The 23,015-nt window shown below is 71.9% G+C and carries 20 protein-coding genes and 1 rRNA gene; 8 read left to right on the top strand and 13 right to left on the bottom strand.

Annotated features, from left to right (window positions below; genetic code table 11):
* Window positions 1-93: ribosomal RNA gene (gene rrf, locus ACXJMZ_RS25490) — 5S ribosomal RNA — on the top strand; the annotation flags it as partial.
* Window positions 94-149: 56 nt separating this feature from the next.
* Here rrf and ACXJMZ_RS25485 read toward each other — a convergent pair.
* The gene (locus ACXJMZ_RS25485) at window positions 150-650 is read right to left on the bottom strand and encodes a DinB family protein (RefSeq protein ID WP_457032384.1); all 501 of its coding nucleotides are present in this window, start codon (window positions 648-650) and stop codon (window positions 150-152) included.
* Window positions 647-1,102, bottom strand: a complete 456-nt coding sequence (locus ACXJMZ_RS25480; RefSeq protein WP_457032383.1) for an N-acetyltransferase family protein — start codon at window positions 1,100-1,102, stop codon at window positions 647-649. The genes ACXJMZ_RS25485 and ACXJMZ_RS25480 overlap by 4 nt, the downstream gene beginning before the upstream one ends.
* A 91-nt stretch (window positions 1,103-1,193) precedes the next feature.
* On the opposite strand from ACXJMZ_RS25480, the gene recD2 reads away from it, so the two are divergent.
* The 3 genes from recD2 (at window position 1,194) to ACXJMZ_RS25465 (ending at window position 6,104) form a co-directional block, all read left to right on the top strand.
* Window positions 1,194-3,431 carry an SF1B family DNA helicase RecD2 gene (gene recD2 / locus ACXJMZ_RS25475; protein WP_457032382.1) on the top strand — a complete coding sequence of 746 codons (2,238 nt, stop codon included), beginning with the start codon at window positions 1,194-1,196 and terminating at the stop codon, window positions 3,429-3,431.
* Window positions 3,432-3,656: 225 nt separating this feature from the next.
* Window positions 3,657-4,946: a citrate synthase gene (locus tag ACXJMZ_RS25470; RefSeq protein WP_457032381.1), complete on the top strand. Its 1,290-nt coding sequence runs from the start codon at window positions 3,657-3,659 to the stop codon at window positions 4,944-4,946.
* 438 nt (window positions 4,947-5,384) lie between these two features.
* Window positions 5,385-6,104: an SDR family NAD(P)-dependent oxidoreductase gene (locus ACXJMZ_RS25465; protein WP_457032380.1), complete on the top strand. Its 720-nt coding sequence runs from the start codon at window positions 5,385-5,387 to the stop codon at window positions 6,102-6,104.
* 150 nt (window positions 6,105-6,254) lie between these two features.
* On the opposite strand, the gene ACXJMZ_RS25460 is transcribed toward ACXJMZ_RS25465, so the two are convergent.
* From ACXJMZ_RS25460 to ACXJMZ_RS25450, 3 genes are all read right to left on the bottom strand, one after another.
* Entirely contained in the window at window positions 6,255-8,513 is a 2,259-nt protein-coding gene (locus tag ACXJMZ_RS25460) for a heavy metal translocating P-type ATPase (RefSeq protein ID WP_457032379.1), read from the bottom strand.
* A 68-nt stretch (window positions 8,514-8,581) separates the two neighbouring features.
* The gene (locus ACXJMZ_RS25455) at window positions 8,582-8,800 is read right to left on the bottom strand and encodes a heavy-metal-associated domain-containing protein (protein ID WP_457032378.1); all 219 of its coding nucleotides are present in this window, start codon (window positions 8,798-8,800) and stop codon (window positions 8,582-8,584) included.
* A gap of 240 nt (window positions 8,801-9,040) precedes the next feature.
* Window positions 9,041-9,991, bottom strand: a complete 951-nt coding sequence (locus tag ACXJMZ_RS25450) for a PrsW family intramembrane metalloprotease (RefSeq protein WP_457032377.1) — start codon at window positions 9,989-9,991, stop codon at window positions 9,041-9,043.
* A 130-nt stretch (window positions 9,992-10,121) separates the two neighbouring features.
* On the opposite strand from ACXJMZ_RS25450, the gene ACXJMZ_RS25445 reads away from it, so the two are divergent.
* Complete coding sequence (locus ACXJMZ_RS25445) at window positions 10,122-11,315, top strand: PP2C family protein-serine/threonine phosphatase (RefSeq protein ID WP_457032376.1); 1,194 nt, start codon at window positions 10,122-10,124, stop codon at window positions 11,313-11,315.
* Here the strand turns inward: ACXJMZ_RS25445 and dhaL are convergent.
* Together dhaL and dhaK are read right to left on the bottom strand one after the other, a co-directional pair.
* Window positions 11,306-11,887 (bottom strand): dihydroxyacetone kinase subunit DhaL, encoded by a 582-nt coding sequence (gene dhaL, locus ACXJMZ_RS25440; protein ID WP_457032375.1) that lies wholly within the window; start codon window positions 11,885-11,887, stop codon window positions 11,306-11,308. The two genes, ACXJMZ_RS25445 and dhaL, sit on opposite strands and share 10 nt — an antisense overlap.
* Before the next feature lie 12 nt (window positions 11,888-11,899).
* Window positions 11,900-12,895, bottom strand: a complete 996-nt coding sequence (gene dhaK / locus ACXJMZ_RS25435) for a dihydroxyacetone kinase subunit DhaK (RefSeq protein ID WP_457032374.1) — start codon at window positions 12,893-12,895, stop codon at window positions 11,900-11,902.
* Between the two features lie 135 nt (window positions 12,896-13,030).
* Here dhaK and dhaM point away from each other — a divergent pair, with 135 nt between their 5' ends.
* On the top strand, window positions 13,031-13,423 hold the full coding sequence (gene dhaM, locus ACXJMZ_RS25430) for a dihydroxyacetone kinase phosphoryl donor subunit DhaM (protein ID WP_457032373.1): 393 nt from the start codon (window positions 13,031-13,033) through the stop codon (window positions 13,421-13,423).
* A 42-nt stretch (window positions 13,424-13,465) separates the two neighbouring features.
* On the opposite strand, the gene ACXJMZ_RS25425 is transcribed toward dhaM, so the two are convergent.
* Window positions 13,466-15,148 carry a bifunctional 3'-5' exonuclease/DNA polymerase gene (locus ACXJMZ_RS25425; protein WP_457032372.1) on the bottom strand — a complete coding sequence of 561 codons (1,683 nt, stop codon included), beginning with the start codon at window positions 15,146-15,148 and terminating at the stop codon, window positions 13,466-13,468.
* A gap of 305 nt (window positions 15,149-15,453) precedes the next feature.
* Here ACXJMZ_RS25425 and ACXJMZ_RS25420 point away from each other — a divergent pair, with 305 nt between their 5' ends.
* Window positions 15,454-17,484 (top strand): M3 family metallopeptidase, encoded by a 2,031-nt coding sequence (locus tag ACXJMZ_RS25420; protein ID WP_457032371.1) that lies wholly within the window; start codon window positions 15,454-15,456, stop codon window positions 17,482-17,484.
* A gap of 49 nt (window positions 17,485-17,533) precedes the next feature.
* Here the strand turns inward: ACXJMZ_RS25420 and ACXJMZ_RS25415 are convergent, their stop codons facing one another.
* Window positions 17,534-19,039, bottom strand: a complete 1,506-nt coding sequence (locus ACXJMZ_RS25415; protein WP_457032370.1) for a cellulase family glycosylhydrolase — start codon at window positions 19,037-19,039, stop codon at window positions 17,534-17,536.
* Window positions 19,040-19,138: 99 nt separating this feature from the next.
* Complete coding sequence (locus ACXJMZ_RS25410; RefSeq protein ID WP_457032369.1) at window positions 19,139-19,768, bottom strand: TetR family transcriptional regulator; 630 nt, start codon at window positions 19,766-19,768, stop codon at window positions 19,139-19,141.
* A 127-nt stretch (window positions 19,769-19,895) separates the two neighbouring features.
* Between ACXJMZ_RS25410 and ACXJMZ_RS25405 the strand changes: the two genes are divergently transcribed.
* On the top strand, window positions 19,896-21,116 hold the full coding sequence (locus ACXJMZ_RS25405) for an acyl-CoA dehydrogenase family protein (protein WP_457032368.1): 1,221 nt from the start codon (window positions 19,896-19,898) through the stop codon (window positions 21,114-21,116).
* Here ACXJMZ_RS25405 and ACXJMZ_RS25400 read toward each other — a convergent pair.
* The 3 genes from ACXJMZ_RS25400 to ACXJMZ_RS25390 form a co-directional block, all read right to left on the bottom strand.
* Complete coding sequence (locus tag ACXJMZ_RS25400; RefSeq protein ID WP_457032367.1) at window positions 21,113-21,895, bottom strand: enoyl-CoA hydratase/isomerase family protein; 783 nt, start codon at window positions 21,893-21,895, stop codon at window positions 21,113-21,115. The two genes, ACXJMZ_RS25405 and ACXJMZ_RS25400, sit on opposite strands and share 4 nt — an antisense overlap.
* A gap of 24 nt (window positions 21,896-21,919) precedes the next feature.
* Window positions 21,920-22,339, bottom strand: coding sequence for a RidA family protein (locus ACXJMZ_RS25395; RefSeq protein ID WP_457032366.1), 420 nt, complete (start codon window positions 22,337-22,339; stop codon window positions 21,920-21,922).
* 62 nt (window positions 22,340-22,401) lie between these two features.
* Complete coding sequence (locus tag ACXJMZ_RS25390) at window positions 22,402-22,950, bottom strand: GNAT family N-acetyltransferase (RefSeq protein ID WP_457032365.1); 549 nt, start codon at window positions 22,948-22,950, stop codon at window positions 22,402-22,404.
* Window positions 22,951-23,015: the final 65 nt, after the last annotated feature.

Below are 23,015 nucleotides of genomic sequence, written 5' to 3'. Positions count from 1 at the left end.
ACGCCCGGTTACATTCCGAACCCGGAAGCTAAGCCTCATAGCGCCGATGGTACTGCAGGGGGGACCCTGTGGGAGAGTAGGACGCCGCCGAACAATCTTTAGTCAGAAAGCCCCGCCGGGTAACCGGCGGGGCTTTCTGCATTTCCGGATCAGATTCCGGTCTGCCCATCCACGCTCTCGCGGATGATGTCCGCATGGCCTGCGTGCCGAGCAGTCTCCTCGATCATGTGGAGGAGCACCCAGCGCAGATTTCGGTGTGCCAGCTTGGGCCAGACACACGGAGCATCCAGGGACGTGCCGGCGACGATCTCCCGGTTGGTGGTGACCTGGGCCTCGTAGAAGGTGCGCCAGCGCGCGACGGTGTCTGCGTCGCCGAGGGCGAAGTCCGCGCCATCATCCTCGTCCACGGCGGGCCATTCGTCGGGATACTCGTGGCCGGCCAGGATGATCTGGAACCAGCGGCGTTCCCACAGGCCGGAGTGCTTGAGCAGGCCGAGCAGTGAGAGCGAGCTCGCGGTGGGCACCCGCCGGGCGTCCGTGTCGTCGAGGCCGTCGAGTTTGCGGAGCAGTGCGGCGCGCTGCTTGTCGAGGAAGCCGACCAGCGCTTCCCGTTCGGTGTCGATGGCGAAGTCCGCCGGGCGGGCGCTCACCGGAGGTCCAGCTTGAAGCCGAGGTGGGAGCCGGTGAAGCCGAGGCGTTCGTAGAAGCGGTGGGCGTCGGTGCGGGTGGCGTCGGAGGTGAGTTGGACGAGTCCGGCGCCGAGGGTGCGGGACTGCTTGATGGCCCATTCGATGAGTACGGTGCCCAGGCCGGTGCCGCGGGCGGAGGCGTCGATTCGGACGGCCTCGATCAGGGTGCGGGTGGCGCCGCGGCGGGAGAGGCCGGGGATGACGGTCAGTTGGAGGGTGCCGACGGTGCGGCCGGCCGACACCGCGACCACCAGGTGCTGGTGGGGGTCGGCGGTGATCCGGGCGAAGGCGTCCTGGTAGGGCGTCAGGTCGTCGGGGGACTCGCGGGTGGCGCCGAGCGGGTCGTCGGCGAGCATGGCCACGATGGCGGGGAGGTCGGTGGCATCCGCCGGTCGGATTGTCAGGTCGTTCATGATCAGGACGATAAGGCACGACCGTACCCGCACTGTCGGTGCGGGACGGTACGGTGCGTAGCGCACCGTCACCGACCCGAGGGGGCGCCCTGTGAGTACGCAGAGTGCGCAGAGCACACAGCCGCCGCAACGTCAGCTTGCCCAGGTGGAAGGCGTGTTGGAGCGGGTCACGTACGCCAACGAGGAGACGGGCTACACGGTGGCCCGGGTCGACACCGGGCGTGGGGCGAATGACCTGCTGACGGTGGTCGGGGCGCTGCTGGGGGCGCAGCCGGGGGAGTCGTTGCGGTTGTTCGGGCGGTGGGGCTCGCACCCGCAGTACGGGCGGCAGTTCATGGTGGAGAACTACACCACGGTGCTGCCGGCCACGGTGCAGGGCATCCAGCGCTATCTGGGCTCGGGGCTGATCAAGGGCATCGGCCCGCGCTTCGCGGAGCGGATCGTCGAGGCCTTCGGGGTGGAGACCCTGGAGGTGATCGAGAACGAGCCGAAGCGGCTGATCGAGGTCCCCGGCCTTGGGCCGAAGCGGACCAAGATGATCGCGGCGGCCTGGGAGGAGCAGAAGTCCATCAAGGAGGTGATGGTCTTCCTGCAGACGGTCGGTGTCTCCACCTCGCTGGCCGTGCGGATCTTCAAGAAGTACGGCGACGCCTCGATCGGCGTGGTGAAGAACGAGCCGTACCGGCTGGCCTCCGACGTCTGGGGCATCGGCTTCCTGACGGCGGACCGGATCGCCCAGGCCGTCGGGATCCCGCACGACAGCCCGGAGCGGGTCAAGGCGGGCCTGCAGTACGCGCTTTCGCAGAGCAGCGACCAAGGGCACTGTTATCTCCCGGAGGAGCGGCTGATCGCCGACGGGGTGAAGCTGCTCCAGGTCGATGTCGGCCTGGTGATCGACTGCCTGGCCGAGCTGGTGGCGGCCGAGGGAGTGGTGCGCGAGCAGGTGCCGGGCGAGGGTGGGCAGCCGATCACGGCGGTGTACCTGGTGCCGTTCCACCGGGCCGAGGTCTCGCTGTCGAATCAGCTGCTGCGCCTGCTGACCGCCGACATCGACCGGATGCCGGGCTTCGCGGGGGTGGACTGGGAGGCTGCGCTCGGCTGGCTGGCGACCCGTACGGGGGCCGAACTCGCGCCGGAGCAGCGGGAGTCGGTGAAGCTGGCGCTGACCGAGAAGGTCGCGGTGCTGACCGGGGGCCCGGGCTGTGGCAAGTCGTTCACGGTGAAGTCGATCGTCACGCTGGCGCTGGCGAAGCGGGCCAAGGTGGTGCTGGCGGCGCCGACGGGGCGGGCGGCCAAGCGGCTGGCGGAGCTGACGGGGGCTGAGGCGTCCACCGTGCACCGGCTGTTGGAGCTGCGGCCGGGCGGCGAGGCGGCGTACGACCGGGACCGGCCGTTGGATGCCGATCTGGTGGTGGTGGACGAGGCCTCGATGCTGGATCTGATCCTGGCGAACAAGCTGGTGAAGGCGGTCGCGCCGGGGGCGCATCTGCTCTTCGTGGGGGATGTCGACCAGCTGCCCTCGGTGGGCGCGGGCGAGGTGCTGCGGGACATGCTGTCGGCCGGCAGCCCGGTCCCCTCGGTCCGGCTGACCCGGATCTTCCGGCAGGCCCAGCAGTCCGGTGTGGTGACCAACGCGCACCGGATCAACGAGGGTCTGCCGCCGATCACCGACGGCCTGCCGGACTTCTTCCTGTTCGCCGAGGAGGACGCGGAGGCGGCCGCCGGTCTGACGGTGGACGTGGTGGCCCGGCGGATCCCGCAGCGGTTCGGGCTCGACGCCCGGCGCGACATCCAGGTGCTGGCCCCGATGCACCGGGGCCCGGCCGGTGCGGGCGCGCTGAACACGCTGCTGCAGGCCGCAGTGACACCGGCCAGGGACGGCCTTCCCGAGCGCCGCTTCGGCGGCCGGACCTTCCGGGTCGGTGACAAGGTCACCCAGATCCGCAACAACTACGAGAAGGGCAAGAACGGGGTCTTCAACGGCACGGTCGGGGTGGTGACCGACCTCAGCGTCGACGAGCAGCGGCTGACGGTGCGGACGGACGAGGACGAGGAGGTGCCGTACGACTTCGACGAGCTGGACGAGCTGGCCCATGCGTACGCCGTGACGATCCACCGTTCGCAGGGCAGTGAGTACCCGGCGGTGGTGATTCCGGTCACCACCTCGGCCTGGACGATGCTGCAGCGGAACCTGCTCTACACCGCCGTGACGAGGGCAAAGAAACTGGTGGTGCTGGTCGGCTCACGGAGAGCGATCGCTCAGGCGGTTCGGGCCGTCAGTGCTGGTCGCAGGCACTCGGCGCTTGATCATCGGCTGGCAACTGGATGATCGTCCAGGCGGCTGCCCTACTATGGGGTTGTCTTGACGTGAAGAGATTTACGGCGGAACCTGGTCTGTGCCGATCTTGTCCGGTTCATACCGGCTGCGGCGAGAGCTTTTGTAGGACACGGGTCTTCTCGGCCCACCCCGGGTGCACGGCGGTCCTGCGAGTGGGGGATCGTAGAGACAGTCAGGGCACCTTGGAAGAGGATTCATTTCGTCGGTGAGGAAGACGTGAGCGACAACTCGGTAGTACTGCGGTACCAGGACGGCGAGTACGAGTACCCCGTCGTCGAGAGCACTGCGGGCAACGCCGGCTTCGACATCTCGAAGCTGCTCCCGCAGACCGGCCTGGTCACCCTGGACAACGGCTTCGGCAACACCGCCGCCTACAAGTCCGCGATCACTTTCGTGGACGGTGACAACGGCATCCTGCGCTACCGCGGCTACCCGATCGAGCAGCTGGCCGAGCAGGCCAGCTTCATCGAGACCGCGTACCTGCTGATCAACGGCGAGCTTCCGAACGCCGACCAGCTGGCGGTGTTCAGCAACGAGATCACTCAGCACACCCTGCTGCACGAGGACGTCAAGCGCTTCTACCAGGGCTTCCCCCGGGACGCGCACCCGATGGCGATGCTGTCGTCGGTGGTCGGCGCGCTGTCGACGTTCTACCAGGACAGCCACAACCCGTTCGACGCCGGCCAGCGCCACCTGTCGACCGTCCGGCTGCTCGCCAAGCTCCCGACCATCGCCGCGTACGCGTACAAGAAGTCGGTCGGCCAGCCGTTCGTCTACCCGCGCAACGACCTGAGCTACGTCGAGAACTTCCTCCGGATGACCTTCGCCGTCCCCGCCGAGGACTACGAGATCAACCCGGTCATCGTGAACGCGCTGGACAAGCTGCTGATCCTGCACGCGGACCACGAGCAGAACTGCTCGACCTCCACGGTCCGTCTGGTGGGCTCCAGCCACGCCAACCAGTTCGCCTCCATCTCGGCCGGTATCTCGGCGCTCTGGGGCCCGCTGCACGGCGGCGCCAACCAGGCCGTGCTGGAGATGCTGGAGGAGATCCAGAAGTCCGGCGGTGACGTCGACACCTTCATCCGCAAGGTGAAGAACCGCGAGGACGGCGTGAAGCTCATGGGCTTCGGGCACCGCGTCTACAAGGCCTTCGACCCGCGCGCCGCGCAGGTCAAGATCCTCGCGCACGAGGTGCTCGGCCAGCTCGGCAAGTCCGACGAGCTGCTGGAGATCGCGCTCAAGCTGGAGGAGCACGCGCTCAAGGACGACTTCTTCGTCTCGCGCAAGCTCTACCCGAACGTGGACTTCTACACCGGCCTGATCTACCGCGCCATGGGCTTCCCGACCAGCATGTTCACCGTGCTGTTCGCGCTCGGCCGGCTGCCGGGCTGGATCGCCCACTGGCACGAGATGATCAACGACCCGGGCAGCCGCATCGGCCGCCCGCGCCAGATCTACACCGGCGTGGAGATCCGCGACTACGTCGAGCTCGACGCGCGCTGACCCACCCCGTACGCAGCAGGGCCCCGGCGGCGTTACCGGATGAAGCGGCGCACGACGCCCGGGGGCGGCCCTGGTTGCCGGGAGAGGCCGCTCAAAGCGCTCCTGGCGACTGCCGCTCCCCGGCGTCGTGCGCGAGACCACCGAGAGACTCGGCAGTCCTACCGGGGCCCGCCGGAGCCCCGTTCACGGCGGTCATGGACCGTCGTACTACAAAGGTAAGACGTATTCGGGGGCGCAAAGTTACGTTCCGGGGGTGTGAGTTGGCTCTCTCCATGCTCCGTGCATGGATGGTGCCGGCCACATACCACACGATCCCAGCCGGGCGACGTCACCCTCCCCGCAGCCGCCGCAACCCAGCGTGATAGTAATCGTCCCATTCCGGTACGGACCGCCCGCGCGCCCTCAGTCGCGGCGGCAAGCCAGGGAGGGAGTGCGCAGATGGCCAGGAACGTCGTAGTCACCGGTGGTGGCACCGGCATCGGGTACGAGGTGGCACGCCGCTTCGCCGAGGCGGGCGAGCGGGTGGTGATCGTCGGCCGTCGTCGGGCGGTCCTGGAGAGAGCCGCAACCGACCTCGGCCCGAACGTCACCCCACTGGTCTGCGACCTGGCCGACCCCGACGCGGTCGAGGACGCCCTGAGCGCGCTGCCCGCCGAGATCGACGTCCTGGTCAACAACGCCGGCAGCCGGGAGACCGTGATCGGGGCCGGGCCGCACGCCGTGCTGGCCCGCTGGCGCGGGGACTTCGAGCGCAACGTGCTGACCGTGGTGCTGCTCACCGAGTCGATCCGGGACCGGCTCACCCAGGGCAGCGGGCGGGTGGTGACGGTCAGTTCGATCGCCGCCCTGCGCGGAGCGGGCTCGTACGGGGCCGCCAAGGCCTCGCTGCACGCCTGGAACCACTTCCTGGCCGCCCAGCTCGGGGCCTCCGGCATCACCGCCAACATCGTGGCCCCTGGCACCGTCTCGGGCACCGAGTTCTTCGGGCCCCGGCTGGACGAGGCAGAGGTCTCGCGGCGCGCCGCCCGCACCCTGCTCGGCCGGATCGGCGAGTCGGGCGAGGTGGCGGCGGCGGTCTACTTCCTGGCCTCCGCGGAGGCCGGCTTCATCACCGGCGAGATCCTGCACTGCAACGGCGGCGAACTCCTCGGCCGGTAGCTTTTCGCTCCGGGCATCAGCCATCAGGGGCTCGGGGAACTGCGAGGAGGTCTGGCGTTCGGGCCACTGCGAAAGTGCCTGACCGCCTACGTACGGGTGACCTTTTCCGAGGTCGGCGTCGCAGTTCCCCGAGCCCCTGGCGTGTGCCACCTAAGCGGCAGAGTTGAAGCGGCGCAGGCGGAGGCTGTTGGTGACCACGAAGACCGAGGAGAAGGCCATCGTGGCTCCCGCGACCACTGGGTTGAGCAGGCCGGCCGCGGCCAGCGGGATCGCGGCCACGTTGTAGGCGAAGGCCCAGAACAGGTTGCCCTTGATGGTGGCGAGGGTGCGGCGGGAGAGCCGGATCGCGTCGGCTGCGGAGCGCAGGTCGCCGCGGACCAGGGTGAGGTCGCTCGCCTCGATGGCGGCGTCGGTGCCGGTGCCCATGGCGAGTCCGAGGTCGGCCTGGGCCAGGGCGGCGGCGTCGTTGACCCCGTCGCCGACCATGGCGACCGAGCGGCCCTCGGCCTGGAGGCGGCGGACGGTGGCGACCTTGTCCTCCGGCAGCACCTCGGCGATCACGTCGGCGGCGTCGATGCCGACCTCGGCGGCGACCGCCTCGGCGGCGCTGCGGTTGTCACCGGTGAGCAGCACCGGCCGCAGGCCGAGCGCCCGGAGCTCGGCGACGGCGGCGGCCGAGGTGGGCTTGACGGTGTCGGAGACCACCAGGACGGCCCGGGCGGCGCCGTCCCAGCCGACCGAGACGGCGGTGCCGCCGGCGGCTTCGGCTTCAGCCTTGGCCGCCGCCAGGGCGGGCGGCAGGTGCTGGGCCCAGTCGGCGAGCAGCAGCTCGCGTCCGGCGATAACCGCATGGCCGTCGACCACGCCCTGGACGCCCCGGCCTGGCACGTTCGCGAAGTCCTCCACCGACGGGAGCCGGCCGAGCCGATCGAGGGCGGCGGTGGCGATGGCGGCCGCGATCGGGTGCTCGGAGGCGTGCTCCAGGGCGCCGGCCAGCCGGAGCACCTCGGTCTCCGAGACCCCGTCGGCGGTGTGTACGGCGGTCAGTGACATCCGTCCGGTGGTGACGGTGCCGGTCTTGTCGAGCACGATGGTGTCGACCCTGCGGGTGGTCTCCAGCACCTCCGGGCCCTTGATCAGGATGCCGAGCTGGGCGCCGCGGCCGGTGCCGACCATCAGGGCGGTCGGTGTGGCCAGGCCGAGGGCGCAGGGGCAGGCGATGATCAGGACCGCGACGGCGGCGGTGAACGCCTCGGTGGGGCTGTTGCTGACGAGCAGCCAGCTGACCAGGGTGCCGAGCGCGATCAGGATGACCACGGGTACGAAGACGGCGGAGATCCGGTCGGCCAGCCGTTGGGCGGCGGCCTTGCCGTTCTGCGCCTCCTCGACCAGCTTGGCCATCCGGGCGAGCTGGGTGTCGGCGCCGACCCGGGTGGCCTCGACCACCAGGCGGCCGCCGGCGTTCACGGTGGCGCCGGTGACGGCGTCGCCGACGGTCACCTCGACCGGGACGGCCTCGCCGGTGAGCATCGAGGCGTCCACGGCGGAGGCGCCCTCGACCACGGTGCCGTCGGTGGCGATCTTCTCGCCGGGCCGGACCACGAAGCGCATGCCGACGGTGAGGCGATCGACCGGCAGCCGTACCTCGCGGCCGCCCTGGAGGACGGCGACGTCCTTGGCGCCGAGGTCGAGCAGGGCGTGCAGGGCGGCGCCCGCGCGGCGCTTGGAGCGGGCCTCCAGCCAGCGGCCGAGCAGGATCAGGGTGGTGACGGCGGCGGCGGTCTCCAGGTAGAGGGTTGACGAGGCGTCACCGGCGCCGACCCCGAGGGTGAAGGCGTGCCGCATCCCGGTCATCCCGGCGTGCCCGAAGAAGAGCGCCCAGACGGACCAGCCGAAGGCGGCCAGGGTGCCGAGCGAGACCAGGGTGTCCATGGTGGCCGCGCCGTGCCTGAGGTTGGTCCAGGCGGCGCGGTGGAAGGGCCAGCCGCCGTAGACCACGACCGGGCCGGTGAGCGCGAAGGTGAGCCACTGCCAGTTGTCGAACTGCAGCGCCGGGATCATCGAGAGCAGCACCACGGGGACCGAGAGTGCGGCGCTGATCAGCAGCCGTTCCCGCAGAGGGTCGGGCTGCGGCTCGGCCGGGGTGTCGGCGGTCGCGGGCGGGGCGGGCAGCTCGGCGGTGTAGCCGGTGCGCTCCACGGTGGCGATCAGGTCGGCCACGCTGACCTCGGGCGCGAAGTCGACCTGCGCCTTCTCGGTGGCGTAGTTGACGGTGGCTTCGACGCCGTCCATCCGGTTGAGCTTCTTCTCGATCCGCGCCGCGCAGGAGGCGCAGGTCATCCCGCCGATGGCGAGTTCCACCCGGTCGCGGAGGGCGCCGGGCTCTATGCCTGGGGTGGTGGTGCTCATGGGCTGATGGCTCCTCAATGAGAGCGTACGGGGCCGCGCACGCCGGGGCGGCCCCGTACGAGGGGTGCTCAGGCTGAGCGGCCGACCAGCTCGTAGCCGGCCTCGTCGACGGCGGCGCGGAGCTGGTCGTCGTCCAGCGGGACCTGGGAGGAGATGGTGACGGTGCCGGCCTTGGCGTCGGCGGCCACCTCGGTCACGCCGGGCAGCTCGGCCACCTCGGCACTGACCGACTTCTCGCAGTGGCCGCAGCTCATACCGCTGACGGAGTAGGTGACGGTGCTCGACATCGGGGCCTCCGGAGGTTCGTTGCCCCGTGCTGGGGCTGACTCTGACAACACCATACCCCCTGGGGGTATTCCCTGTGCCAGGGGGAGAGGTGGCGATCTGCACGATCGCCAGCAGAGAGTAACCGTACGGCGACGCAGAGTCGGGCTGCGGTGGCCGGGGCGTGTCACGTCGGTGGGCCGGAACGCGAAGACGGGCGGCCCCGGGACTCCGGGAACCGCCCGTCCTGCTGCGCTGCTCGGTCAGGTGGCCGGCGCGGCCGCCCGGTCCCGGCTGATCAGCGTCCGGAGCCAGATCAGGCCGCCGAGCGAGACCACGATCAGCCCGAGGACGTCGTACAGGGTGTACAGGTGGACCTGCTCGGTGGTCGGGTCGGGCATGTAGCCGAGCTCGAAGATGGCCCGCTGGAAGTCGCTCGCGGTGGTCCTGGCCACCAGCCAGACCGCGATGCCGCTGGTGCTGTCCCAGAGCGCGTGCAGCAGCGAGACGCCGAGGTAGGTGAGGATCACCGGGGCGTTGAACCGGAAGTGCATGCCGCGCCGCTCGCGGAACAGCACCCCGCCCAGGATCGCGGTCCACAGGATGTGGCCGACCGGGGCCAGTACGCCGCGCAGGATTTCGGTCTCCACCAGGTCCTTGAGCGAGAGGCCGTGGATGCTCAGCACCGCGTTGAAGGCATAGCCGGCGCTCTCGAAGGCGGCGAAACCCGCGCCGACGGTGGCACCGAGCACCAGGCCGTGCCGGAGCCCGGCCGCCGGGATGCGACGGGCGACCATGACCAGGGCGGCCAGCTTCACGGCCTCCTCGATCAGGCCGACGCCGACGTACATCCAGATCGAGGGGGAGAGCAGGTAGGTCTCCAGCACCGAGGCGCCGAGCACGCCGATGATGCCGCCGATGCCGAAGCAGGCCGCGATCCGCTCGGCACCCACGTCGGCCGCGTAGCGCTCGTACGCCCAGACCACGAAGGTGCCGGGGACCAGGAAGCTGCCGAGCAGCACGATGGTCGGCACCAGGTTGCTGTTGTCGGTGAAGAAGGTGACGATCACGGTCGCCACCCACAGCGCCAGGCCGATCAGGAAGAGCCTGAGCCAGTGACGTGACGTCTGGGCCGGTGGAACGGCGGCCGGTGCGGACCACTGCGGGCTGGGCGGAGGGGTAGGAGATGGTGTCTGGCTGCCGTATCCGGACATCGGCGGGGGACCTTCCCTCGATGAGTGGGCGTCACGTTCCCCGTACGGTATGACAAAAGGGGTAATTGGGACCGTATTGCCCTGGATGACGCGCGGGCGCGAAGACCGATTCCTCCGCTATGTTCGATATGTGTCCCGGTTCACCCGAGCTCAGTCGCCCACGGCACCCAAGGCCGCGGGGCTCTCGCCCGCCCGGCGGGAGCGGGCGCTGCTCGCCGCCGACCTGCAGGACCTGTCCTGGCGCCGCCGGGCCACCCCGGCCTTGCTGGCCCTGGTCGTGGTGGTGGTCGTGGACCTGGCGACCGGGCGGGAGAGCTACCTGGCCCCGCTGATGGTGGTGGTGCCCTCGCTGGCGGCACTCACCCTGCGGCCGCTGGAGCTGCTGGTGGTGTGCCTGCTCGGCTTCGGCGCGCTGGTCGGGCTGGGCCACTACGACCAGGTGGCCAACCTGAACAACGGTCAGTTCCTGTTCGGAGCGGTGGTCAGCTATGTCGTGCTGTCGGTCTTCAGCGCCTGGGTGGCCCGGATCAGGATGCGCAGAGCCGCGGCCTTCGCCGCCGTCTCCTCGGTGGCGGAGGCCGCCCAGCGCGCGCTGCTCCGACCACCGGGCCCGGCGGTCGGACCGCTCCGGCTGGCCGTCCGGTACGCCTCGGCGGCCGACGCCGCCCGGATCGGCGGCGACCTGTACTCGGTGCTGGAGACCCCGCACGGCACCCGGCTGCTGGTCGGCGACGTCCGGGGCAAGGGGCTCGGCGCGGTGCAGACCGCGGCCGTGGTGCTCGGCGCGTTCCGGGAGGCGGCGTACGACGAGAGCGGGCTGCTCTCGGTGGCGGCCAGGATCGAGGCCAGCGTGGAGCGGCACGTGCCGGACGGTGAGTTCACCACCGCGCTGTTCGCCGAGGTGTACCGCCCCGGGACGGTGGAACTGCTGCACTTCGGGCACGTCCCGCCGATCATGGTGGCCAGGGACGGGACGGTGACGGTGCTGGAGGCCAGCGACCCCTGGGTGCCGCTCGGCCTCGGGCGGCTGGCGACCGGGGAGCCGCAGACCATGGAGGCGCCGTTCGGCCCGGAGGACGTGCTGGTGCTCTGCACCGACGGGGTGATCGAGGCCAGGCACCACCACAGCGGCGAGTTCTACCCGCTGGCCGAGCGGGTCGGTCCGCTGGTCCGGGAGGCCGCCCGGTCGGCGGCCGAGCTGGAGGTGGCGGTCGGACGGCTGTACGCCGACCTGCTGGAGCACACCGGCGGCGAGCTCGGGGACGACGCGCTGTTACTCCTGATCAGCCGCACCGACCTCGAACGGCCGACTGGTCAGGACTGACCGGAGTCGGCCAGCGCGCGGAGGATCAGCGCGGTCGAGGTGGCGCCCGGGTCCTGGTGGCCGATGCTGCGCGGGCCCAGGTAGGAGGCCCGGCCCTTGCGGGCCTGGAGCGGGACGGTGTCCAGTGCGCCCTGTTCGGCGGCGGCCGCCGCGTCGGCGTACGAGCCGGTCCGTTCGAAGGCGGCCAGTGCGGGGGCCCAGGCGTCCACGATGGTCTTGTCGCCCGGCGCGGCGCCGCCCAGCTTCTCGATCGCGGCCAGCCCGGCGGCCAGCGCCGAGCCGAAGTCGCCGCCCTCGGTGAGGGCGCTGCCCATCGCCCGGAACGCTTTTCCGTAGAGCGGCCCGGAGGCGCCGCCGACCTTGGAGATCAGAGTGCTGCCCGCCTTGGTCAGCACCGCCCCGGCCGAGTCCAGGCCCTCGATCGCGGGCAGCACGGCGGTGAAGCCGCGGTGCAGGTTCGAGCCGTGGTCGCCGTCGCCGATCGCCGCGTCCAGCTCGGTCAGCTCCTGCTGCCGCTGTTCGACGGCGGCCGCGACGGCCCGCAGCCAGGTCTGCGCGAGGGTGGTGTCCATGGCGGCTTCCTCTCAGGACCAGCGCAGGGCGGGGGTGGTCACCGGGGCGTCCCAGAGTTCGAGCAGCTCGGGGTCGGCCTTGGTGAGGGTCAGCGAGAAACCGGCCATGTCGAGGCTGGTGACGTAGTTGCCGACCAGGTTGCGGGCGATCCGGATCCGCTGCCCGGCCAGCCGGTCGGCGACCGCGCCGTACAGCACGTACAGCTCGATCAGCGGGGTGCCGCCGAGCCCGTTCAGCAGGGCGATCACCTCGTCCCCGGCGGTGAGGTGGTGGTCGGCCAGGATGGTGTCGACCACCTCGGCGGCCAGTTCGGCGGCCGGGCGCAGCGGCTCGCGGCGGCGGCCCGGTTCGCCGTGGATGCCGACGCCCACCTCGATCTCGTCCTCCGGCAGGTCGAAGCCCGGTTTCCCGGCGGCCGGGACGGTGGCGGCGGTGAGCGCGATGGCGAAGGAGCGGGAGGCGGCGTTGACCCGGTCGCCGAGGGCGGCCACCCGGTCGAGATCGGCGCCGCGTTCGGCCAGTGCACCGGCGATCTTCTCGACCAGGACGGTGGCGCCGGTGCCCCGGCGGCCGGCCGTCCAGGTGGAGTCCTCCACCGCGACGTCGTCGTTCACCAGGACGGTGCGGACCTCGATGCCCTCGTCGGCGGCCAGCTCGGCGGCGAGTTCGAAGTTCATCACGTCACCCGTGTAGTTCTTCACCACGAAGACCACGCCCGCGCCGCTGTGCACCGCCTGGGCGGCGGCCAGCAGCTGGTCGGGCACGGGGGAGGTGAACACCTCGCCGGGGCAGGCCGCGTCGAGCATGCCGGGGCCGACGAAGCCGCCGTGCAGCGGCTCGTGCCCGGAGCCGCCGCCGGAGACCAGCGCGACCTTCGGGGTGGCCGGGCGGCCGGACCGGGTGATCACCCGGTTCTCCTGGTCCACGGTCAACTCGGGGTGGGCGGCCGCGAATCCGGCCAGTGCGTCGGCGAGCACCGTCTCCGGGGCGTTGATCAGCTTCTTCAAGACCGGCTCTCCTCCGACGGCGACGGATCCTGCGGCCGACGTTACGTCAACCGGCGCCGCCCGGCCTGCGGTACGACACGCCAGGATCGAACTGGTCGGGAGTGCACGGACGATGAGGCTGGGTATGGTCGGGGCATGGGCGCGTACGTGGGCATCGTTCTGGTCTCGCACAGCCCCGGCCTGGCGGCCGGGCTCCGTCAACTCCTCGCCGAACTCGGCTCCGGAGACGTCCCGGTGCTGCTCGCGGCGGGTACCGAGGACGGCTCGCTCGGCACCAGTTACGACCTGATCGTGTCGGCCGTCGCGGCAGCGGATGCCGGGGGCGGGGTGGTGGTGCTGGCGGATCTGGGCAGCTCGGTGCTGACCACGCTGGCGGCGCTGGAGGACCACCCGGCGGAGCAGGCCAGGCTGGTGGACGCGCCGTTCGTGGAGGGCGCGGTGGCGGCCGTGGTCACCGCCTCGGCCGGGGCGGCGCTGGCCGAGGTGGTGGCGGCGGCGGAGGACGCCCGGGGCTACCGGAAGTTCTGAGCCACCGTCAGCTCGCTCGGTGCCGGCTCACTTGATGTCAGCTCACTTGGCGTCCGCGTAGCAGTCCACCACGGCGGTGCTGAGCGGGAACCGCACCGGGGTGTCGCCGAAGACCAGCCGCCTGGCCTCCTCGCCGGCGGCGGTGACCGCCTCGACCACCTGGTCGGCCAGGTTGACCGGGGTGTGCACCATCACCTCGTCGTGCTGGAAGAAGACCAGGTGCGGTCGGTCCGCGTCGGTGCTCAGCGCCGTCAGCCGGCGGCGCAGCGAGGCCAGCAGGGCGAGCGCCCAGTCCGCCCCGCTGGCCTGGATCACGAAGTTGCGGGTGAACCGGCCGCGGGCCCGGGCCGAACGCCCGCCCGCCTCCCCGGCGGTCTCCGGAGCCTCCGTCAGATCCAGCCAGTCGGCGGACGGCGGCGGGCAGGTCCGGCCCAGCCGGGAGCGGACGATGCCGCCCTCCTCGCCGGTGCGGGCCGCCGCCTCGACGTAGCCCATCGCGGTCGGGTACTGGCGGCGCAGGGTGGCCAGCAGCGGGCCGATGTCCCCACTGGTCTGGCCGTACATCGCGCCGAGCAGGCCGAGCTTGGCCTTGTCCCGGTCGCCCTGGAACGCCTGGGCGGCCAGCGCCGCGTACAGGTCGCCCTCGGCCGCCGACCGGGCCAACCCGGCGTCGCCGGAGAGCGCGGCCAGCACCCGGGGCTCCAGCTGCGCCGCGTCCGCCACCACCAGGGCCCAGCCCGGGTCGGCCACCACGGCGCCGCGCAGGATGCGCGGGATCTGCAGCGCCCCGCCGCCCCGGCTGGCCCACCGTCCTGAGACCACCCCGCCGACCACGTACTCGGGGCGGAACCGGCCCCCGCGCGCCCAGGCGTCCTGCCAGGCCCAGCCGTGCGCGGCGTGGATCCGGGACATCTCCTTGTAACGGATCATCAGCCGGGCCGCCGGGTGGTCGATCTCGCGCAGCTCCCAGATCCGGGTGGAGCTCAGCCGGATGCCCTGGTCGGCGAACGCCTTCAGCACCTGGGCGTGCGAGTCGGGGTTGAACGGGCGGGCGCCGAGCGCCTGTTGCAGCTCGACGGACAGCTCGGCGAGCAGCTTGGGCTGGGTGCCGGGGATGTGCGGACGGGGGCCGAGCAGGTCGGTCAGCAGCCGGTCGTGCCGGTCGGCCCGCCACGGCAGGCCGTCGTACGTGATCTCGGAGGCCAGCAGCGCACCGGCCGACTCGGCGGCCACCAGCAGCCGGAACAGCCCCGGCTGCTCGACCAGCGCGATCCGGCGCAGCTGCTCGGCGTGCACCGCCACCACTGCCGCGAGCTGGTCGGTGCCGGGCGGCAGTTGCAGCCGGTCCGGCGCGAACAGGCTGTCCTGGTCCTCACCGCCGCCGGTCTCCGGCAGGTCGGCGGGCACCGGCAGGCCACGCAGCCGCGCCCACGCGGCGCCGAGCGAACGGGGTGCGCCCCAGGCCCCCTCGTGCCCGAGCAGCAGCGCCTCCACCAGCCGTAGGTCGTGGCAGCGGGCCACCCGCAGCGGCAGCAGTGGCGCGTACGCGCTGTCGGCCGCCGCCCAGACCCAGCGGGGTTGGCCGGCCGCCTCCCACTGCACCATCGCGGCGGCCAGGTCGGCCACCTGCTCGGGCGGCCCGAGCGGCACCCCGTCCTCGCCGAGCGGTTGCAGCCGCCCGCCAGGCCCGTGCGGAGCGGGCACAACGGCGATCCGTGGCGCCACGGGGTCTCCTCACACATCGGACACAGGTTCGCCCCGACCGTACCGGGCCCCGCCGACACATTCTCGGAGGCGCTCAGCCAGGCACTATCCAGGGGCTCGGAACCGCGAGGAGATCTGGCGCCGGGGTCACCTACGAAAGTGCCTGACCACCTACGCACGGATCACCTTGCACGAGGTCGGCGTCGCCCCGCGGCGGAGCCGCCCATCAGCAGGGCCCCGAGCCCTTGGACAGTGCAACCTTGGGACCTGCCAACAGCAGAGCCCCTGTCTTCCGGAGAGGCAGTCTCGGTTCTAGGGTCTGACCTATGAGCGACAACCCTTTCTTCGCGCCCAGCACCCTGGTGTTCGAACTCCCGCCCTTCACCGCCATCCGGGAAGAGCACTACCTGCCCGCCTTCGACCGAGGCATGGCCGACCACCTCGCCGAGATCGCCGCCATCACCGCGGACCCGGAGCCGCCGAGCTTCGACAACACCGTGGTGGCGCTGGAACGTTCGGGTGCGCTGCTGCGCCGGGTCCGCCTGGTCTTCGAGAACCAGAGCTCCTCCGACACCACCCCGGGCGTGCAGGCGTTGGACGCCGAGCTGAGCCCTCGGCTGGCCGCGCACCTGGACACCGTCCTGCTCGACCCGGCGCTGTTCGCCCGGTTCGAGACGCTGCATCAGGTGCGGGCCGACCTCGGCCTGGACGCCGAGAGCCTGCGGCTGCTGGAGCGGCACCACACCCGCTTCGTCCGGGCCGGGGTCCGGCTGCCGGCCGAGGGGCAGTTGCGGCTGCGGGAGATCAACGGCCGGCTGGCCTCGGCCCAGGCGGCGTTCCGGCAGAACGTGTTCACCGACACCCGGGCCCGGGCCGTGGTGGTGGAGCGCGCCGAGCAGCTGGACGGCCTGTCGGCCGACGCGGTGGCGGCGGCTGCCGCGAACGGCCGGGCGCTGGGCCAGGACGGCTCGTACGTGCTGAGCCTGAAGAACTTCACCAACCAGTCCGAACTGGCCGCGCTCACCGACCGGGAGCTGCGGGCCAGGCTGCTGGCCGCCTCGGTGGACCGGGCGGTGGAGAGCAACGGGCCGCTGGCGATAGAGCTGGCCGGGCTGCGGGCCGAGCGGGCCGAGCTGCTCGGCTTCCCGAGCCACGCCGCGTACGTGGTGGCCGACGAGACGGCCGGGACGGTCGAGGCGGTGGAGGAGCTGTTCGCGCGGCTGATCCCGCCGGCCATGGCGAACGCCGCCCGGGAGGCCGGCCGGCTCGCCGGTCTGGCCGAACAGGCCGACGGGGTCGAGGACTTCGCCGCGCACGACTGGCTGTACTACTCGGAGCGGGTCCGGCAGACCGAGTACCGCCTCGATGCGGCCGAGCTGCGCCCGTACTTCGAGTTGGAGCGGGTGCTGCACGACGGGGTGTTCTTCGCCGCCGGTCTGGCCTACGGGCTGACCTTCACCGAGCGGGCCGACCTGACGGGGTATCACCCGGATGCCCGGGTCTTCGAGGTGTTCGAGGCGGACGGTTCCTCGCTGGGTCTGTTCGTCGGCGACTTCCACGCCCGGGAGTCGAAGAGCGGCGGCGCCTGGATGAACGAACTGGTCCAGCAGTCCGAGCTGTTGGGGAAGCGGCCGGTGGTGGTGAACAACCTCAACATCGCCCATCCGGCGGCCGGGGAGCCCGCGCTGCTCACCTGGGACGAGGTCCGGACGCTGTTCCACGAGTTCGGCCACGCCCTGCACGGGCTGTTCTCGGCGGTGCGCTACCCGCTCTTCTCGGGCACCGAAGTGCCGCGCGACTTCGTCGAGTTCCCGTCCCAGGTGAACGAGATGTGGATGACCAGGCCCGAGGTGCTGGCCAACTACGCCAGGCACCACCTGACGGGTGAGCCGCTGCCCGCCGAGCTGGTCGAGCGGATGGCTGCGGCCGAGCGGTTCGGGCAGGGCTTCCGGACCGTGGAGTACCTGGCCGCCGCGCTGCTGGACTGGGCCTGGCACACCGTGCCGGCGGGTGAAGTGATCGAGGACGCCCAGGAGTTCGAGGCGGCCGCGCTGGCCAAGGCCGGGCTGGCCGACCCGCTGGTGCCGCCGCGCTACCGGAGCACCTACTTCAACCACGTGTTCTCCAACGACTACAGCGCCGGGTACTACGCGTACATCTGGTCCGAGGTGCTGGACGCCGACACGGTGCGTTGGTTCGAGACCAACGGCCGGGGCGTCCGGGACAGCGGTGAGACCTTCCGGGCCGAACTGCTCTCCAGGGGCGGCAGCGTGGACGCGCTGGACTGCTTCCGCGCCGTGGTCGGCCGGGACCCGGAGATCACCCCGCTGCTGGCCCGGCGCGGCCTGAACGGCTGACCGCAGGGCCGGTCCGGCGCGAGTTGTCGGACCGGCCCCGGGCCCGGGTTCAGCGGGCGCTGATCCGTACCGTCACTGTGGTGCCGGGGCGGGCCAGCGGCAGCAGGACCCGGGCCAACCCGGCCCGGTCGCCCCGGGGCTGGTCGACGTCCAGCACCGAGGCCCGGGCGCCGCTGACGGTGACCTCGGCGCCGTTCGGGTAGGCGGTGCCCGGCAGGCTGATCTCGGTCCAGCCGCCGCTGCCCCCGGCGGTGCGGCCGCCGGTGACGAAGGTCAGGGTGTAGCTGCCGTCCCGGTAGCTCTCGGTGCCGGGGGTGCCCGCCAGGGCCCGGGCGTACGGGCCGAAGACCGGTTCGTTGCCGGGCGCCGGGCGACCGTCCGGGCCGAGCGCGCAGTAGCCGCCGCCGCCCTTGCACCAGTACCACATGGCCCAGCCCGAGGCGAAGCCGTTCATCGCGGCGACCTGACGCTTCACCAGCTCGGCGTTGCCGGGCGTACGGGAGTTGGGCGGGCCCCACTCGCCGACCAGCACCGGCAGGTGGCCGGTCTGCGGGTAGGCGGTGATCGCGGCGAGGTAGTTCTCCACGAAGCCGCCGGACGGATCCCAGTCCCGGCCCGCCTCGACGGCGGTGTCGTAGAAGTGCGGGGCGTAGCCGAGCCGGTCGGCGCCGGAGCGCGGGTCACCGAACGACGGGAGCCGGGTCGGGACGCCCTGGCCGACCAGCACGGTCGGTTCGACGAACAGCCAGGAGCGGCTGTCGGCCTGCCGGACGGCCTTGATCAGGCGGCGGTACATCTCGGCCAGCCGGCCCTGCTCCAGCTCGGCCGAGGCGGCGACCAGCACGGCCGGGTCGGTCGGGTCGCCGGGGATCGGTCCGGACGGCTCGTTGAACAGGTCGTAGCCCAACAGCGAGCGGTGGTCCCGGAGTTCGCGGGCCAGCCGGGTGTAGAAGTCGGCCTGCCAGCGGCGCAGGTCCGGGTCGTCGTAGAGGTGGGTGAAGGCGGCCTGCACGGCGGGCTGGAAGTACCCGGCGAACCAGTCGTCGGGGTCCTCCTCGAACGGCAGGCCGTCGTCCCGGGTGGCCCAGACCGGGATGCCCCGGTCGCCGCCGCCGAACTTCGGCCCGTAGACGTCCTGGTGGAAGTCGACCAGGGCCAACAGGCCGTACTTCTCGGCCCAGTCGAGTACCCGGTGCAGCCGGTCCAGCTCGGTCCGGTCCAGTTGGCCCCGGGTCGGCTCCAGCCGGTTCCAGGAGATCGCCACCCGCACCAGGGTGAAGCCGTGCTCGGCGGCGGACCGCAGGTCGGCCTCGGTCGCCTCGGCATACTTGTCGACATTGAAGCCGCGCAACTGGAGCACCCGCCCGGCGGAGTCGGTCAGGTGGGTCCGGCCGTCGGCGGTGGTCACCGTGCCGGTCGGGAAGTCGGCCCGCTGGTGGCGGTCACCCTGCTGGTAGGAGTCCTGGTGCGTGGCGGCCTCGGCCGGCAGCGCGGCGCCGGACAGTACGGCGGCGGTGGTCAGGGACAGGGCGGCGGCGGTACGACGGACACGCACGGGCACCTCGCGGAGGGGCATGGGGGTGGGGTGCGCCGATCCTGCCGCACCCCGGGGCCGCGCACAAGAGGTGAGCATGACTCATGTTCTGCACAGAGTCTAGGTGGGTGCCCCCGGCAGTGGCGCCGCCGCCGCGAGCCGGCCCCAGAGCAGGTCGGCCAGCGCCTGCACCATCCGGGCCCGGGGGCAGGGCCGCTGGTCCAGCCACCAGTCGCCGGCCGCCAGCACCATGCCGGTGATCGACCGGCCCCAGGTCTCGGCCAGCAGCGGCGCGTCGGGACCGAGGTCGACCTGCTCCCGGACCGCCTTGGTGATCTCCTCGGCGATCTGCCGGAGTGCGGGTGCCAGCGCCTGGCCCGCCCCGGCCGGGTCGCCGGACTCCGGGTGGGTCAGCAGCCGGTAGACCTGCGGGCGGGACTCGATGCCCGCCAGGTAGACGTCCAGCACGTGCTCGACCCGGTCGCGGCGCTCCAGCGGTTCGTTCAGTGCGGCCCGGACGGCGGCCAGCAGGCCGCTGGTGTGACGCTCCGTCAGGGCCCGGATCAGGCCCGTCCGGTCGCCGAAGTGCCGGTACAGGATCGGCTTGGTGATGCCCGCCTCGGCGGCGATCGCGTTCATGCTCGCGCCGGGGCCCTCGCGCTGGACGACCCGGTCGGCAGCGTTCAGCAGCTGCTCGCGGCGCGGCTCCGCGGCGTTCGGCGGCTGCTGGCGGCGGGGCTCTGTGGACACGGTGCGGCTCCTCGCTCGGCCGTTGACACGGATTACCAATCAGTAGCAGACTCGCGGCATGTTACCCGGGGTAACACCCCGATGGCGTGGGCTTTTCCGCCCGCACTCCCGTCCCGGAGGCTTCCGCATGAGCACCTTCTCCCTCGACCCAGGCCCGGACCAGCTCGCCGTCCGGGACTGGTTGCACGGCTTCGCCGCCGACGTGATGCGCCCGGCCGCCGCCGAGTGGGACGAGCGCGAGGAGACCCCCTGGCCGGTCATCCAGGAGGCCGCCAAGATCGGCATCTACTCGCTGGACTTCTACGCCCAGCAGTACTTCGACCCCTCCGGCGTCGGCATCCCGATCGCGATGGAGGAGCTGTTCTGGGGTGACGCGGGCCTCGGCCTGGCCATCGTCGGCACCACGCTGGCCGCCGTCGCGGTGCTGGCCAACGGTACCGACGAGCAGATCGGCACCTGGGCGCCGCAGATGTTCGGCACGCCGGACGACGTCAAGGTGGCCGCGTTCTGCTCCTCCGAGCCGGACGCAGGATCGGACGTCTCGGCGCTGCGCACCCGCGCGGTCTACGACGAGGCGAAGGACGAGTGGGTGCTGAACGGCACCAAGACCTGGGCCACCAACGGCGGGATCGCCGCCGTCCACGTGGTGGTGGCCACCGTCGACCCGGCGCTCGGCGCGCGCGGGCAGGCCTCCTTCGTGGTGCCGCCGGGCACGGCCGGGCTGAGCCAGGGTCAGAAGTTCAAGAAGCACGGCATCCGCGCCTCGCACACCGCGGAGGTGGTGCTGGACGGCGTCCGGATCCCCGGCAGCTGCCTGCTCGGCGGAAAGCAGAAGCTGGACGAGCGGCTGGCCAGGGCCCGCGAGGGGACCAAGCGGGCCGGCGGCAAGAACGCCGCGATGGCCACCTTCGAGGCCTCCCGCCCCGCCGTCGGCGCGCAGGCGATCGGTATCGCCAGGGCCGCGTACGAGGTGGCGCTGGACTACGCGAAGACCCGGGTGCAGTTCGGCCGCCCGATCATCGACAACCAGGGCGTGGCGTTCCAGCTGGCCGACATGAAGACCAGGATCGACGCGGCCCGGCTGCTGGTCTGGCGGGCCTCCTGGATGGCGGCCAACAACCAGCCGTTCACCTCGGCCGAGGGCTCGATGTCCAAGCTGTACGCGGGTGAGACGGCCAAGTACGTGACGGCGCAGGCGATGCAGATCCTCGGCGGCAACGGCTTCACCCGGGAGTACCCGGTGGAGCGGATGCACCGGGACAGCGCGATCTACACCATCTTCGAGGGCACCAGCGAGATCCAGCGGCTGGTGATCGCCCGGGCCATCTCGGGGCTGCCGATCCGCTAGAAGTTGGGTCGGCGGCGCTCCAGGAAGGCCGCCAACCCTTCGCGGACGTCCGGTGTGTGGCGGGACTTGCGCTCCCACGGGGCCAGCGCCGCCGCCGGGTCGTCCGCGGCCAGCGCGGCCTTGGCGGCGCCGATGGTCTGCGGTGAGCGCAGCGCCAGCAGTTCGGCGAACTCCTGCGCGCGGGCGTCCAGTCGGTCGGCCGGCAGCACCTCGTCCGCCAGGCCGAACAGCTCGGCCCGCCGGGCGTCCACCAACTCGCCGGAGAACAATAGGTACTTGGCCCGGGCCGGGCCGACCAGCCGGTCCAGCCGGACGGTCGGCACGGCCGGGTAGACCACCCCGAGCTTGGCCGGGGTGATGCCCAGCAGAGCGTCCTCGGCGACGAACCGCAGGTCGCAGGCCACCGCCAACTGGCAGCCGCCGCCCACGCAGTGGCCGTGCACCACGGCGATGGTCGGATGCGGGAAGGCGGCCAGCGCCTCCTCGGCCGCGACGTTCTCGGCGTGGTAGGCGTCGGCCACGTCAGGGTCCGGGTCGGCGTAGATCCGGGTCAGCTCGCTGATGTCCGCCCCGGCGCTGAACGTGCCGTTCGCGCCGGTCAGCAGCAGGACCCTGACCCCGGGGGCGGCCGCCAGCCGGTCCAGTACGCCGGGCAGTGCCCGCCAGATCGCGCCGGTGACCGCGTTCCGGCGCTCCGGACGGTCCAGGACGAGGGTGGCGACGGCGCCGTCGACCGAGGCCCGCAGGCCGGTCACACCGGTGTCGAACTGCTGGGGCACGGCCGCCTCCTAGGGTCTGTCCGTTCACCCTTCCACAGCGGGCCGGTCCGGGACCACGGCGGTGACTGTGATCTCCACCAACTGGCCGGTGTAGCCGAGGGTGGTGACGCCGAGCAGGGTCGAGCTGTGCGGACCGGCGCTCAGTGCCGAGGCCTTGACGACCTCCCAGACCTCGGAGAGCGGCTCGGGGCGGTCGGCCACCACGTAGACGGTGCTGGCGACCACCTGGTCCAGGCTGCTGCCGACCGAGGCCAGCGCGGTCTCCAGATTGCCGAGCACCTGCCGGGTCTGGGCCAGGAAGTCGCCCGGGCCGACCAGCTTGCCGTCGGCGTCCAGCGGGACCCCGCCGGCCAGGAAGGCGAGCCGCTCACCGGCCTCGACCACGACGGTGTGCGCGTAGCCCGGCGGCGGGAACAGGGCGGGGACGGTGAAGTGCTCGGCCATGGTCGCGCTCCTGGGGCTGGTGGGTCGTCAGTCGCTCATCCTCAACCGGCCCGGCCCGGCTGTCACTTGGTTTTCTGCCACTCGGAGGCGAGCATCGACCAGATCTCGTAGTCCTGCCGGACGCCCTGGAACTCGACGTGCTCACGCAGCGTCCCGTCCAGGTGCATGCCGAGCTTCTGAGCGACCGCCCGGCTGCGGGTGTTGACCGTGCTGTTCCACCACTCCGCCCGGTGCAGGCCGCGCACCGTGAAGGCGTGGTCGAGCAGTCGCCGGACGGCGGCCGTGATCAGACCCCGGCCCTGACCGGCCGGCTCGCACCAGGCGCCGATCTCGCACCTGCCGCCCTTGGCGTCGAAGGACACGAACATCACGCCGCCCACCAGCGTCCCGTCCAGCCAGATGCCGAACAGCTCGCCGGTGTCGGTGGCCTGCCGGTCGGCGTAGCCCTGCAGCGTCCTGCCGGCGGACTCGAGGTCCGTGGTGCGGGTGGCCCACGGGATCCACGGGTCGACGTTGGCCCTGGCCCGGTCCATGTGGGCCAGGAACTCGGTGGCCTGCCAAGGCTGGAGGGGGCGCAGCTCGGCGTCGTCGGTGAGCGGTACGGCGTACATGGGGCCCTCCCCGGGCGGATGGTCGGACGGGTGCGTGCGGATGGTCGGACGTACATAACAAACGT

It is taken from the genome of Kitasatospora sp. P5_F3 (assembly GCF_054049135.1).
The sequence above is the reverse complement of the archived record's forward strand: the minus strand, read 5'-3'. Positions and strand labels throughout refer to the sequence as shown.